This is a genomic window from Collinsella sp. 4_8_47FAA (genome assembly GCF_000763055.1).
GTDB lineage: Bacteria > Actinomycetota > Coriobacteriia > Coriobacteriales > Coriobacteriaceae > Collinsella.
Genome location: NZ_KN214137.1, coordinates 190,447 through 203,303, shown reverse-complemented (window position 1 = coordinate 203,303; position 12,857 = coordinate 190,447). Strand labels below are relative to the sequence as shown.

The window sequence follows — 12,857 nt, the reverse complement described above, 5'->3', positions numbered from 1 at the left end:
CGCCCTCCTGGCGCTGTAGAACACCCTGGGCCTCCTCGAGCAGCCGTAGCCCCTCCTGTGCGAGCAGCCGTTGCAGCACCTCGGCCACGCGGAGAGCCTGGGGCAGGCCCCCGACAGGTCCGCGGGCGCGGGCTCGCCGTAGCGCGAGCGCGGCGCGGTGACGTAGCGGTGCGCCGCCACCTCCCTGGTCACGGTCGAGGGCGACCTGCCGAGCTCCGCGGCGATCTCGCGGGCGCTGCGGTTGCGGTCGAGCATCCTCTCGACCGTGTTCCTCTCGTGCCTCGTGAGCCTCCCGTACGACCTTCCGGACGGCTTGGGTCTGGACATGCCGGCCTCCCTCCATCGCGGGCCGGGGGATTCCGGCCCCTCTGGGGTTGCCTACCCGGATTCGCGCCTCAGGACTCAGCGCAACGCGTTGCGCTGAGTCCTGAGGCTGTTGCAATGAAAATGAGAATCAAGGCGAAAAACTCTTTTCAAAATTCTTGAAAATTGGGGCTTGCATCGCGTGGCGTTCCTTGCAATAATAGTCGAGCGCGAAGCGCACAGGACACGGTGGGTGTAGCTCAGTTGGCTAGAGCGACGGGTTGTGGTCCCGTAGGTCGAGGGTTCGAGTCCCTTTACCCACCCCAGTTCTTGCTTCGTGTTGATATCGGGTCGTTAGCTCAGTTGGTAGAGCAGGGGACTCTTAATCCCAAGGTCCAGGGTTCGAACCCCTGACGGCCCACCACACGATATCTCCTCTAAAGTCCGCCACAACGGACTTTAGCTTTGGGTCGTTAGCTCAGTTGGTAGAGCAGGGGACTCTTAATCCCAAGGTCCAGGGTTCGACCCCCTGACGGCCCACCCAAGGCATGTTAAAGCGACTGGCTTAGGCTGGTCGCTTTTTTGTTAACCTCACATGGGGTCGAACCCGTCGGGGCGCGGAGCTGAGGAAATGCGTAAGCATTTGCCAGCGCAGCGCGCAAGGCGCGAAGCGCCGCAGCGACCGCCTGCGCAGCAGGCTGACCCCCTGACGGCCCACCCAAAGCATGTTAAAGCGACTGGCTTAGGCTGGTCGCTTTTTTGTTAACCTCGCATGGGGTCGAACCCGAAAGGGCGCGGCCGCTTTCACAGATTGAGTCTACCCTGGGGATCGGTGAAACCGTCAGTACCCTCCTTGAGTTTCTTCTCGTCTGCCTTCACGCGACGCTCGAGCTTTTTTGTATCCTCGGCAGGCGGTAGGTTCTCGGGAACAATTCCGCGGTCGATGAGGCTGCCACGCACGCTCGTGTTGTTCTCGACGTGTTCTTGTTTGATCTGGTCCAGACCGTACAAGTCGTGTTCCTCGGCGTTGAAGGCCGTCATCGAGTTCGTGAGGTCCTTTGCTTTGATGAGGACATCGGCTAACCTGTCCGCCAATGCCGCGCTCTTGGGTACGCCGAGCTGCTGCTTCATTTCCGCCGTGCTTCTGCCGCCGAATAACGCCTCATCGCCCTTCGACTTGATGATCGCGAATCCTTTGGAGTCCACGCCGCGTTTGAACGCAATACCCGAGAGCTGTTTCTCTGAATCGGATAGCGAGTGGCGCGCCTGCAAGCGCTGAATCTCTGCGAAGCGCTGCTCTATGAGCTCTTGGCGGCGCGTCTGCACGGCAAAGTATGCCTGGGCGAGCGCGATCTCTGGCTTGTTTGAATCTCCGTTCTGTGCGATTAAATAGCATGCATAGCGCGTAAGTTTGTAGTCTTTAACCGCGCGAGCGGCGACACCGGCAGTTACCATTTTCGTGGTGTCACGAAAATGGGAATCAACTGGAGTTTTGTTTGTTTCGCACGAGACTTTTGCCCTCTTAACAACTTCGGCGAAGTTCTCCCATCGAGTGTACCCCATGGGTTCCATTAAATCGCGTGCGAGCCAATACTCAACGCCGTCTTCCACATGGGCGTAGCTGTCAAGTTCGACACGCCATTTCTCGATATCCCTGCTGTCCATATCTCCTCCTCGCTGGTCTATTTTCTATGCGGGCTTTGCCCGCTCTATATTCAGAATAAGGATACGCTGTCGTGCGGACACGAATGGGCCCCGTGCTGCTTCAAGCTCACGGGGCCCATGGATATCGATTGATTGTGTTCTGCTTTAGATAGGTGTCCGGTTTAATCCGCTCGATAGTGCGATCCGAGACTTTCGGTCCGCTTACGCATGGCTTTGACCATCTCCGTCGACAGCTGAATCTGCGACTGTAGGCGGGCGAGGGCTGCGATCTCGCTGTCATCAGCATGCGGCTTGCTCAGCGCCATGGCCTTGTCTTGCAGGCTTTCAAGCTGTTGCAGGGCCTCGGATAGGCCTGTTTCGGTCCTGTTGATCATGCAAAAGGTGCTCATCGTGTGCCTAAGGCTGTGTGTCAGGCGATCGGCATCTGTTGTGGCAATGCCGTACTGGGGGAGGGTGATATCCGTCTTCAGGGCCGCTTCAGGCTCTTTCTGCGCTGTGAGGGCTGCCGATGCGCCCGCGATACGTCCGAATACGATGCCGTTGGCGCTTGACAAGCCACCAATGCGGTCGGCGCCGTGCATGCCGCCTGTCGCCTCGCCGCAAGCGTAGAGGCCCTCAACGCCCGTGTGCGCGGTCTTATCGATCTTGATGCCGCCGTTAGCAGCGTGGGCATACATCGCAACGCGCATCTCGTCGGTCGGCGCGATGCCGTGCTCGTCTTGCAGCCAGGTGGCAAAGGTCTGCACAAACTCTGGGACATCCTCGCGGGGGAAGTCGTAGTGGAGTGCCAGGCCTTCGACACCTGCCTGATCGATGACGAGATCGATAGCGCGGGAGGCCAAGCGTGACGTGAAGGGACCATATCCAGAGCGCTGCTCGAGCAGGTCGTCCAGCTTGTCGTCGGCAATATCTACCGGCTGGTCTACGTGCACGTAGCGCCAGGTTTTCTCATTGAAGACCAAGTTACGCCTGGGCTCGATGAAGCCGGGCATCATCTGCATGAACTCTATATTAGTAAGTGTTGCGCCGTGCGCCAGCGCGATGGCCTGCGAGGAACTGAGCACATCAGCCGACGTAAGGCTGCGCTCGAACAGGCCGCCTGTGCCACCGGCTGCGATGACCGTGGCCTTGGCAGCAAAGGGCACGATTCGATTTTCGGTAAGGTCGTAGAGTACGGTTCCGGTTATTCTGCCGTTCGTGTCCTCAACAAGGTCGATAAGCTCATGGCGGGGGAGCAGGCGAATGCCGAGCGACTCGATCCAGGTCGTCAGAGCGTCCTCAAGGGGCTTGCGGGTGAGGCCGCGCCACATGCGCGTCTTGTGGTCAAAGCAGGGGATAAATTGCTTTTGTTGAGCACTCTTGGCGCTTTGCGGACGCTGGAGCTCAACGCCCAGGTCTTGCTCGAGCCAGTCAATCGCTTGGGGAATGCCGTGGACGAACGCTTGGACGAGTTCGGGGTCGGCAACGCCGCCGCCGACGGCCAGGATGGTGTCGATGAGGTCCTGCTCGTCGTCTTCGTTAACGGGCCCGATAAGCCCTAGGCCCCAGGTTCCGGGGAAGAAGCTCGATCCACTCATAGTCTTGCCGGCGCTTGCCACAGTGACGGTTGCACCCGTGCGTGCCGCTTCGATGGCGGCGCAAAGGCCCGCAATGCCAGATCCAATTACCAGTACATCAGTCGATTCCATCGGATTCCTTTCTCGTCCGGCGCATTGTCGCACGGGTGATCGGCAATGGGGCCGCAAAGACTCGGCAAATCGGTAAAGGGCAAATATGGCAGGTGGGCGTCATGGACGCTCTGACGCTCCATCTCATCACATCTTGTATTTCGCCCCAATTGATATATCGGCATTAGCTACCCTGCGACAGCGCAAACAAAAAGAGCCGCTACCCGGGTGGGTAGCGGCTCCAAAGCTCAACTATATGAGCATCGCGCGGGTGCGATTAGGCCTTGAGGGCCTCCTCGACGGCGACAGCGCAGGCGACGGTGGCACCGACCATGGGGTTGTTGCCCATGCCGATGAGACCCATCATGTCGACGTGCGCAGGCACGGAGGAAGAACCGGCGAACTGGGCGTCGGAGTGCATACGGCCCATGGTGTCGGTCATGCCGTAAGAGGCGGGGCCGGCGCCCATGTTGTCCGGGTGCAGGGTACGGCCAGTGCCGCCACCAGAAGCGACGGAGAAGTACTTCTTGCCAGCCTCGAGGCGCTCCTTCTTGTAGGTGCCAGCGACGGGGTGCTGGAAGCGCGTGGGGTTGGTGGAGTTACCGGTAATCGAGATGTCGACGTTCTCGTGCCACATGATGGCAACGCCCTCGCGGACGTCGTCGGCGCCGTAGCAGTTGACGGCGGCACGGGGACCATCGGAGTAGGGGATGGTCTCGACGACCTTGAGCTCGCCCGTGAAGTAGTCGAACTGGGTCTTCACGTAGGTGAAGCCGTTGATGCGGGCGATGATCTGAGCGGCGTCCTTGCCCAGACCGTTGAGAATAACGCGCAGCGGCTTCTTGCGAGCCTTGTTGGCGTTCAGAGCCAGGCCGATAGCACCCTCAGCGGCAGCGAAGGACTCGTGACCGGCCAGGAAGGCGAAGCACTCGGTGTCGTCGGAGAGCAGCATAGCGCCCAGGTTGCCGTGGCCCAGACCGACCTTGCGGTCCTCGGCGACGGAGCCGGGAACGGTGAAGGCCTGGATGCCCTCGCCGATGATGGCGGCAGCCTCAGAAGCAGACTTGGCGCCACGCTTGACAGCGAGAGCGCAACCGAGGGTGTAGGCCCACTCGGCGTTCTGGAAGGCGATGGACTGGGTGTTGTTGACGATCTCACGCGGGTTGAAGCCCTTGTCGGTGCAGATCTGCAGAGCTTCCTCGAGGGAGGCGATGCCGTTGTCGGCGAGGCACTTGTTGATCTTGTCAGCGCGGCGCTCGTAACCTTCGAACGTAACAGTCATAGTTATTTCCCTCCCTTTCTACTCGTGAACCGGGAACACGCTGGCGACGGAGTGAGTCTCCTCGTCGGTGCGCGGGTCGATGTACTTGGCAGCGTTCTCCCACTGACCATAGTGGCCCATAGCGCCAGCGATGGCCTCCTCGGGGGTCTTGCCGGCCTTGACGGCGTCGGTGAACTTGCCGAGGTTCAGGAACTCGAACGCGATGATCTCGTTCTTGTCGTTGAGAGCCATGCGGGTGACGTAGCCCTGAGCGAGCTCGAGGTAACGAGCGCCCTTGGCCTTGGTGCCGAACATGGTGCCGACCTGAGAGCGAAGGCCCTTGCCGAGGTCGTCGAGGGAGGCGCCCACGGGCAGGCCGCCCTCGGAGAACGCGGTCTGGCTGCGGCCGTAAACGATCTGCAGGAAGATCTCGCGCATAGCAACGTTGATGGCGTCGCAGACGAGGTCGGTGTTGAGGGCCTCGAGGATGGTCTTACCGGGAAGGATCTCGGAAGCCATGGCGGCAGAGTGGGTCATGCCCGAGCAGCCGATGGTCTCAACGAGGGCCTCCTCGATGATGCCGTCCTTGACGTTCAGCGTGAGCTTGCAGGCGCCCTGCTGAGGTGCGCACCAACCCACACCGTGCGTAAGACCGGAGATGTCGGAAATCTCCTTAGCCTGGACCCACTTGCCCTCCTCGGGGATGGGTGCGGGGCCGTGGTATGCACCCTTGGCAACGGGGCACATGTTCTCCACTTCCTGTGAGTACTGCATGCCTCTCCTCTCTATCGTGTTGGCGTCCCGTCTGGGGGCCGTGGCTGGCGATTGCCGGGCGACCCTTCGAAAGGGACATGACATGCAGCCCCTATAATACCGCGAAATGCACGGAATATTCGGCGAACGGCTCAGTTTTCGTAGCGAGAAGTCCGGAAGTTTTAATTGAAACGGTTTAACTCTATGTTCTGTGGTCGCGAACTTCCGTAGAGGGGGTCCGTCTTTGGCAAGCTTTTGGGCAGCTCTTGTAAGCGTTGCGGGGGTTGACCTGTTGCAACGGTGCCGTTCGCCGCCTGTTTACTGCCTTTGGCCGCGCGAGCGAATTGTTTTGCGTGAATGTTTTGATGGCACGCTTCAATCGTGCTGTATTGGATGGCAAGCAGATCCCGGCGAAGGGAGCGCCATGCAGCGCGTTTGGAGAACGGTTACCGGCTTTTACCATGTCTGTGCCCGCGGTACGGGCAAGCAGCTCATCTTTGAGGGCGATGAAGACCGGTGGGAGTTCTTGGAGCTGATGCGTGAGTGCTGCCGCAAGGCGGGCGTGACGGTTATCGCCTGGTGCCTTATGGGCAATCACGTGCGTCTGGTGCTTGCAGATTACGAGGACGCGATGAGCGCGGCGATGCACCGGCTGCTTTTGACGTACGCGCGGCGGTTCAATAAACGCACGGGGCGCACAGGGCATCTGTTCCAGAACCGTTTTGACCGGCGCTCGCTCGATACCGACTGGCAGGTGATGGAGGCTATTCGCTCCGTTCACGCCGATCCGCAGGAGGCGGGCATGAGCCTAATCGAGCGTTACCCCTGGAGCAGCTTTGCGGAGCATCTGCGCGCTTACGACAGTGATGCGGCAGATGCCACGAGGGGATTTTCCGATCCTTCTTGCGTGCTTGAGCTTTTTGGTTCTGCCGAGGCCTTTGCTGCCTATTCGCTTTCGACGCCCGACAGCGGCGAACCGGCGCTGCGCGATATGAAAGAGACGGAGTGGGAACGCCACGCCTTTGCCAACAAGTTGGCGAAGGAGCTAGGGGTTCCGCTCAACGGGGTTAAAACTGTACCGCCGGCGCAGCGCGATACCGTTATTGTTGGATTGAACAATGCCGGCTTTACAGTGCGTCAGATTGAGCGGTATACCGGGATTGGCAAAAGTACCGTCTCTCGTATCGTGCGCGCCCGCGCGCGAACGGCGATGCGGGCTGGCGGAAACGTGATGTAGGGTCGCCTGTTCACCGCAGCTGGGGTCGTCCATACGCCGCAACCAGCGTTCAAAAGCTTGGTACGGTAACTGCACTTCTTAATATGCATAGAACAATCGTCATCTTGCATAAAATAACAGCTCAGTCCGGGTTTGCCCGTGCCTACCCCCGTCTGCGCCGTGCAAAAAACGGAGTTTTCAGCATCGTGGTGCTGTCGGCACTGCCACAATCTTGCAACACACGGGCCCCTAAGCTATTGATCCCTGCCGTTGCACCCCCGGAGTATGTGCCTGCGTCCCGTCAGACCGCGATGTCTGGTCTAAAACACAATATTTATGCGCCTGGAGACGTTGATTAACGCTTCCGATGCGTATGCACACAGCTTGGCGTGCTGAATACTCGCAAAAATGCACGCAGCATCCTATGGGACCCTTCTGCGGCAGGCGCGAAGCGAGTCGGAGCTCAGCAGAACGGGGCTTGGCGCATTGCTTGGCGGGTCCGGGGCCCTGCCGCAGGCCTTTGGTGCTGTGGAAAACGCCCGTGTTCGCGTCTGCTGTGTGGTAAATGACAGACGGAGCGCCGGACGCGCGGACTTCGTGCGTCCGGCGCTCATTAGGAAAAACAGAGCCGCCCGTATCGGGCGGCTCGGCAATCAAAAACCTTGGATTCGGGGCATACGCTACTGGTTAGTTTACCCCTCGAGCATGCCGTCGAGGGTGCGCCAGGCGAGCTCGGCGCATTTGACGCGGGCGGGCATGTGCGAGATGTCCTGGAGCTGGGCAGCCTCGTCTAGGTCTTCCAGGTCTTCCTCGGAGAGCTGTTCGCCGCGGATCATGGCGAGGAAGAGCCCCGCCAGGCGGCGCGCCTCCTCGACCGTCTCGCCGGTGATGAGGTCGGCCATGATGTCGGCGCTGGCCTGGCTGATGGCGCAGCCATGACCGGTAAAGGAGGCCTCCTCGATCACGCCGTTCTCGACGCGCAGCTGCAAGGTGAGTTCGTCACCGCAGCTGGGGTTGATGCCGTCGTGCTCGTGCGTGGGAGCGTCCATCTCGTACTTATAGTCGGGGTGCGAGTTGTGCTCCATAAATGTGGTGGAGGTGTACAGATTACCCATTGAACGTGCTCCAAACGTGATGCAGACCGGCGATGAACTTGTCAATGTCGGCCTTGTCGTTGTAGAAGGCCACGCTGGCGCGGCAGCAGGCAAGGTTCTCGACGCCCAGCCAGGTGAGCAGCGGCTGTGCGCAGTGGTGACCGGCGCGGATGCAGACGCCGTCCATGTCCATGATGCTCGCGACATCGTGCGGGTGGATACCCTTGACGTTAAAGCTCACGACGCCATGGTGATTGTCCCAATAGATGGAGCCGATGATCTGGACAAAGTCGAGCTGCATGAGCTCGCCCATCAGGTAGTGGACGAGTGCCTGCTCGCGGGCCTGAATGTTCTCGTAACCCACCGTGTTGACCAGGTAGTCGAGTGCTGCGCCTGTGGCGAAGATGCCGGCGGCGTCCTGGGTGCCGGCCTCAAATTTCTCGGGGACGGGCGCCCAGACGGCGTCCTGCTCGGTGACGGAATCGATCATCTCGCCGCCGGTGAGCATGGGCGGCATGGCGTTGAGCAGGTCCATCTTGCCCCACAGCACGCCGATGCCCATGGGGCCCATGGCCTTGTGCGCGCTAAAGGCAAAGAAGTCGGCGCCCAGGTCGGCCACATCGACCGGCATGTGCGGCAGCGACTGCGCGCCGTCGACGACCAGATAGCCGCCGTACTTGTGCACGAGCTTGCCGAGGTTCTTGACCGGGTTCTCGACGCCCAGCACGTTGGAGACCTGGCCCACGGCCAGGATCTTGGTCTTGGGACCAACCTTGGCAAGAACTTCCTCGGTGGTGAGCTGGCCGGTCTTGGTGGGGTAGAGGTAGACGAGCTTGGCGCCGGTCTCGCGGCAGACCTGCTGCCACGGAATCAGGTTGGAGTGGTGCTCCATGATGGTAATGACGACCTCGTCACCGGGCTCGAGCACCGTTGGCGCAAAGCTCTTGGCGACCAGGTTGAGCGACTCGCTCGTGTTGCGGGTGAAGACGACCTCGTTGGCCTGTGAGGCGCCGATGAGGTCGGCGATCTGCTGGCGGACCTTCGCGATGGCGTCGGTTGCCTCGACGGACAGCGAGTACAGTCCGCGCAGGGGGTTGGCGTTCATGCGCTGGTAGAAGTCGCGTTCGGCGTCAAGCACGCAGGCGGGGCGCTGCGCGGTGGCGGCGCTATCGAGGAAGGCGATCTCGGGGTGCTGCTGGAAAAGCGGGAATTGTGCCTTGTAGGGATTGGTCTCGATGTCGACGGTAGGCCAGCCGCGCGAGGCCTCGTCGCTGGCGTCGAGCTCCATAGGCTCCGGTGCGGTACAGGTGTCGCATTTAACGTGCTCGGTGTCGATCATGCGAGCTCCTCTTCAAAGTTGTCGATCAGGTTGTTGCCCAGGCGGACGATGCCGGCGCGGGTGCGCTCGTCGGTGGCGGAAAGCGCGGCGTCCTCCAGCTTGGCGCGGATGAACAGGTCCTCGGCGGCGTTTTGGTCAAGACCGCGGCAGGCGAGGTAGAACAGCTGCTCGTCGCGGACGTGACCGATGGTGGCGCCGTGGTTGCCGGCGACGTCGTCCTCGTCGCAGAGAATGACGGGAATGGTCTTGTTGTCGACGCCCTTGTTGGCCAAAAGCACCGTCTCGCGCTCGGTGCCGGTTGCACCCTTGCAGCCGTGCACGAGGTCGATGGTGCCACGGTAGACCTTCTTGGACGTGCCGGTCAGCACGCCGTTGGCGTCGATCTCGCACTCGGTCTTGCGACCGCGGTGGCGCAGCTCGTAGTTAAAGTCGCGCACCTGCTCGCGGGCGCCAAGGTAGTCAGTATCGATGGTGACCTTGGCGGTATCGCCCAGCAGGTCGCCGGCAAGGCCGGTGGCGCTGGCGCCGGCACCCAGGACGGTGTGTTGCACGTTGACGCGCGCGCCCTCGTCCAGGAACAGGCCGGTATCGTCGAGTGCGATCCAGCTATCGTCGAGCGTCTGCGTGCAGGCCACGTTGACGGTGGCGTACTCGTGGGCGCACACGCGCAGCACGGATCCCACGACGCCTTCGCCGGCAACGGGGGAGTCCAGGGCGATCTGCAGGTCGAGCGTCGACTGGGGACGGACGACGACGTCGATGGCGGCGATGGCCGCGGCGGCATCGACACCGCTCACACGCACGGTAACCGTGGCGTGCTTGTATGCGGGCACATCGATGACGACGCGCTTGGTGGCGTGGTCGGCCAGGTAGGTGTAGGCAGCCTCGCCCATGCCAGTCTCGAAGGCCTCAGCGGGGGAGAGCTCCTCCTCCAGCTTAATGGCACCGGCCTGGTAGACGGAGGTGGCGGGCATGTCGAGCTCGGTCTCGGGCGTGATGCGGGCGCGGTCGGCGGCATCGCCGGGCGCGGAGGCGCGGCGCTCGGGGAAGCGCTCGGCCATGGCGTCCATGGCGGCGTCGAACGCGTCTGCCACGCCAGCAAATTGCTCGTCCAAGCCCTCAACCTTAACGGTCTCGGCGGGAGCGGCGGCAAGCTCGTCAGAGAGCTCGAGCTTGGTCTGGTTCATCTTCAGCCAGCCCCATGTGGCAGCCGGCATCGCATTGACCTGCTCAAGGGTGGTAGCAGCGGTGTTCGTGGTCTGTTTCATTATCCGATCGCTCCTTCCATCTCGAGCTTGATCAGGTTGTTCATCTCGACGGCGTACTCCAGCGGCAGCTCCTTGGAGACCGGGTTGGCAAAGCCGTTGACGATCATGGTACGGGCTTCTTCCTCCGAGATACCGCGGCTCATCAGGTAGAACACCTTATCGTCGCCGATACGGCCGATGGTGGCCTCGTGGCCGATGTCGACATTCTTGGCGCGGATGTCCATGGCGGGGATGGTGTCGGAGCGGCTCTGGTCGTCGAGCATGAGCGACTGGCAGCTCACGGTTGCCTTGGAACCCTCGGCCTTGGGCGTGGCCACGATGGAGCTGCGGAAGGTCTGGATGCCGCCGCTCTTGGAGATGCCCTTGGTCTCGACGGTTGCCGAAGTATCGGGCGCGTTGAGCACGACCTTGCAGCCGGTATCCAGGTTCTGGCCGGCGCCGGCAAAGGTAATGCCGGTAAAGCTCGAGCGGGCGCGGCGTCCGCTGAGCACGCTCATGGGGTAGAGGTAGCCCACGTGGCTGCCGAAGGAGCCGCTGATCCATTCGATGTCGCCATCCTCGTCCACGCGCGCACGCTTGGTGTTGAGGTTGTACATGTTCTTGGACCAGTTCTCGATGGTCGAGTAGCGCAGGTGCGCGCGCTTGCCCACAAAGAGCTCGACGGCGCCGGCGTGGAGGTTGGCCACGTTGTACTTGGGCGCGGAGCAGCCCTCGATAAAGTGCAGGTCAGCGTCGTCCTCGACGATGATAAGCGTGTGCTCAAACTGGCCGGCGCCCTTGGCGTTAAGGCGGAAGTAGCTCTGCAGCGGGAAGTCCAACTTGGTGCCCTTGGGCACGTAGACAAACGAGCCGCCCGACCATACGGCGCCGTGCAGGGCCGCAAACTTGTGGTCGGTGGGCGGGATGAGCGTCATAAACTTCTCGTGGATGAGCGGCTCCCACTGCGGGTCGTGCAGGGCCTCCTCGATGCCGGAATAGACGATGCCCATCTTGGACGCCGTGTCCTGCATGTTGTGGTAGACCAGCTCGGAGTCGTACTGCGCGCCGACGCCTGCCAGGTAGCTGCGCTCGGCCTCGGGGATGCCCAGGCGCTCAAAGGTATTCTTGATGTCGTCGGGCACCGACTCCCAGTCGTGCTTTTGTTCGGTGTTGGGCTTGACGTAGGTGACGATGTTGTCCATGTCCAGGCCCTCGATGGAGGGGCCCCACGTCGGGTCGGGAAAACGGTTGAAGATCTCGAGGGACTTTAAGCGCAGGTCGAGCATCCACTGCGGCTCGTCCTTTTTGGCGCTAATCTCGCGCACGATGTCGGGCGTGATGCCGGCGTCGAGGCGCTCGAATCCCTCCTCGCCATAGGTGAAGTCGTAGAGGCTGCGGTCGATGTCCGCGACCTCGGTGCGGTTCTTGGTCATTGCGTCGCCCCTTTACGCCTGCTGCTCGGCAGCGGCGGCCTCGGCCTGGGCGCGCTGCTCGGCGGCCTCGCGCTCGAAGGTCTCAAAACCGTTCTTGTCGATCCAGGGGATGAGCGAGGCGTCGTCCTCGCGCACGATGTGGCCCTTGACCATAACGTGGACGCGGTCGACATCCAGGTGCTCCAAGATGCGCGTGTTGTGTGTGATGATGAGCATGGAGCCGTCGCAGCTCTTGCGGTAGGCGTCCATGCCGTGGCTGACGGTGGACAGGGCGTCGACGTCTAGGCCCGAGTCGGTCTCGTCGAGGATGGCGAGCTTGGGCTGCAGCAACAGGAGCTGGAGCATCTCGACCTTCTTCTTCTCGCCGCCCGAGAAGCCCACGCCCAGCTCGCGGTTGAGGTAGGCGGTATCCATGTTGAGCTCTGCCGCGAGCTCCTTGACGCGACGGCGGAACTCCTTGCCCTTCATCTCCAGGCCGGGGCGGCCGGCGATGCTGGCGCGCAAAAAGCTCGACAGCGGCACGCCCGGAATCTCGACCGGGGCCTGGAAGCTCAGGAACAGGCCGGCGCGCGAGCGCTTGTCGGTGGTGAGCTCAGTGATGTCCTGGCCGTCAAAGACGATGCGGCCGTCGTTGACCGTGTAAACGGGGTCGCCCATGACCAGGTGGCCGAGGGTGGACTTGCCGGCGCCGTTGGGTCCCATCAGAACGTGGGTCTCGCCGGCGGCGACGTTGAGGTTGACGTTGTGGAGGATGGTCTTCTCGTCCACGGAGGCGGTCAGACCTTCGATGGAAAGCAGCGGATTTGCGCTCATGCTGTCCCTCTCTGTATATGGTGTACTCATAGGTGTACTAAACCCTAGGAATCTTCTCGGAATAAA

General features: G+C 61.6%; 11 protein-coding genes and 3 tRNA genes. 4 read left to right on the top strand and 10 right to left on the bottom strand.

The annotated features are described in order from the left end of the window. Positions 1-327: helix-turn-helix domain-containing protein (locus HMPREF9463_RS09035; protein WP_035138661.1), on the bottom strand; the 327-nt coding region annotated here is incomplete at its 3' end. A 225-nt stretch (positions 328-552) separates the two neighbouring features. Between HMPREF9463_RS09035 and HMPREF9463_RS09030 the strand changes: the two genes are divergently transcribed. From HMPREF9463_RS09030 to HMPREF9463_RS09020, 3 genes are all read left to right on the top strand, one after another. Next, positions 553-629 (top strand) — tRNA-His (locus HMPREF9463_RS09030). A 22-nt stretch (positions 630-651) separates the two neighbouring features. Beyond that, positions 652-727: transfer RNA gene (locus HMPREF9463_RS09025), tRNA-Lys, on the top strand. A 43-nt stretch (positions 728-770) separates the two neighbouring features. Continuing rightward, a tRNA-Lys gene (locus HMPREF9463_RS09020) sits at positions 771-843 on the top strand. A 264-nt stretch (positions 844-1,107) separates the two neighbouring features. Here HMPREF9463_RS09020 and dinD read toward each other — a convergent pair. The 4 genes from dinD to HMPREF9463_RS09000 form a co-directional block, all read right to left on the bottom strand. Then, on the bottom strand, positions 1,108-1,968 hold the full coding sequence (gene dinD, locus HMPREF9463_RS09015; protein WP_035138660.1) for a DNA damage-inducible protein D: 861 nt from the start codon (positions 1,966-1,968) through the stop codon (positions 1,108-1,110). A gap of 161 nt (positions 1,969-2,129) precedes the next feature. Further along, on the bottom strand, positions 2,130-3,656 hold the full coding sequence (locus HMPREF9463_RS09010; protein WP_035138658.1) for an FAD-dependent oxidoreductase: 1,527 nt from the start codon (positions 3,654-3,656) through the stop codon (positions 2,130-2,132). Positions 3,657-3,912: 256 nt separating this feature from the next. Further along, positions 3,913-4,917, bottom strand: a complete 1,005-nt coding sequence (locus HMPREF9463_RS09005) for a GGGtGRT protein (protein WP_006235553.1) — start codon at positions 4,915-4,917, stop codon at positions 3,913-3,915. Positions 4,918-4,935: 18 nt separating this feature from the next. Then, complete coding sequence (locus HMPREF9463_RS09000) at positions 4,936-5,670, bottom strand: iron-sulfur cluster assembly scaffold protein (protein ID WP_006235554.1); 735 nt, start codon at positions 5,668-5,670, stop codon at positions 4,936-4,938. Between the two features lie 403 nt (positions 5,671-6,073). Here HMPREF9463_RS09000 and HMPREF9463_RS08995 point away from each other — a divergent pair, with 403 nt between their 5' ends. Further along, complete coding sequence (locus HMPREF9463_RS08995) at positions 6,074-6,886, top strand: transposase (protein ID WP_035138656.1); 813 nt, start codon at positions 6,074-6,076, stop codon at positions 6,884-6,886. A gap of 671 nt (positions 6,887-7,557) precedes the next feature. Here the strand turns inward: HMPREF9463_RS08995 and sufU are convergent. Genes sufU through sufC form a run of 5 tightly spaced genes read right to left on the bottom strand, consistent with a single transcriptional unit; the run spans position 7,558 to position 12,791 of the window. Beyond that, positions 7,558-7,980, bottom strand: coding sequence for a Fe-S cluster assembly sulfur transfer protein SufU (gene sufU, locus HMPREF9463_RS08990; protein ID WP_035138654.1), 423 nt, complete (start codon positions 7,978-7,980; stop codon positions 7,558-7,560). Further along, positions 7,973-9,298, bottom strand: a complete 1,326-nt coding sequence (locus HMPREF9463_RS08985) for an aminotransferase class V-fold PLP-dependent enzyme (protein ID WP_198019969.1) — start codon at positions 9,296-9,298, stop codon at positions 7,973-7,975. Before HMPREF9463_RS08985 ends, sufU begins: the two co-directional genes overlap by 8 nt. Then, positions 9,295-10,566, bottom strand: a complete 1,272-nt coding sequence (locus HMPREF9463_RS08980) for a SufB/SufD family protein (RefSeq protein WP_035138653.1) — start codon at positions 10,564-10,566, stop codon at positions 9,295-9,297. The genes HMPREF9463_RS08985 and HMPREF9463_RS08980 overlap by 4 nt, the downstream gene beginning before the upstream one ends. Continuing rightward, positions 10,566-11,978 (bottom strand): Fe-S cluster assembly protein SufB, encoded by a 1,413-nt coding sequence (gene sufB, locus HMPREF9463_RS08975; RefSeq protein WP_035138652.1) that lies wholly within the window; start codon positions 11,976-11,978, stop codon positions 10,566-10,568. Before sufB ends, HMPREF9463_RS08980 begins: the two co-directional genes overlap by 1 nt. A 12-nt stretch (positions 11,979-11,990) precedes the next feature. Next, complete coding sequence (gene sufC, locus HMPREF9463_RS08970; RefSeq protein ID WP_006235561.1) at positions 11,991-12,791, bottom strand: Fe-S cluster assembly ATPase SufC; 801 nt, start codon at positions 12,789-12,791, stop codon at positions 11,991-11,993. Positions 12,792-12,857 lie beyond the last annotated feature (66 nt).

What these genes read in the sequence shown, in the direction of transcription:
- dinD (WP_035138660.1), bottom strand. Translation starts at nt 1,968, where the DNA reads ATGGACAGCAGGGATATCGAGAAATGGCGTGTCGAACTTGACAGCTAC.
- HMPREF9463_RS09010 (WP_035138658.1), bottom strand. Translation starts at nt 3,656, where the DNA reads ATGGAATCGACTGATGTACTGGTAATTGGATCTGGCATTGCGGGCCTT.
- HMPREF9463_RS09005 (WP_006235553.1), bottom strand. Translation starts at nt 4,917, where the DNA reads ATGACTGTTACGTTCGAAGGTTACGAGCGCCGCGCTGACAAGATCAAC.
- HMPREF9463_RS09000 (WP_006235554.1), bottom strand. Translation starts at nt 5,670, where the DNA reads ATGCAGTACTCACAGGAAGTGGAGAACATGTGCCCCGTTGCCAAGGGT.
- HMPREF9463_RS08995 (WP_035138656.1), top strand. Translation starts at nt 6,074, where the DNA reads ATGCAGCGCGTTTGGAGAACGGTTACCGGCTTTTACCATGTCTGTGCC.
- sufU (WP_035138654.1), bottom strand. Translation starts at nt 7,980, where the DNA reads ATGGGTAATCTGTACACCTCCACCACATTTATGGAGCACAACTCGCAC.
- HMPREF9463_RS08985 (WP_198019969.1), bottom strand. Translation starts at nt 9,298, where the DNA reads ATGATCGACACCGAGCACGTTAAATGCGACACCTGTACCGCACCGGAG.
- HMPREF9463_RS08980 (WP_035138653.1), bottom strand. Translation starts at nt 10,566, where the DNA reads ATGAAACAGACCACGAACACCGCTGCTACCACCCTTGAGCAGGTCAAT.
- sufB (WP_035138652.1), bottom strand. Translation starts at nt 11,978, where the DNA reads ATGACCAAGAACCGCACCGAGGTCGCGGACATCGACCGCAGCCTCTAC.
- sufC (WP_006235561.1), bottom strand. Translation starts at nt 12,791, where the DNA reads ATGAGCGCAAATCCGCTGCTTTCCATCGAAGGTCTGACCGCCTCCGTG.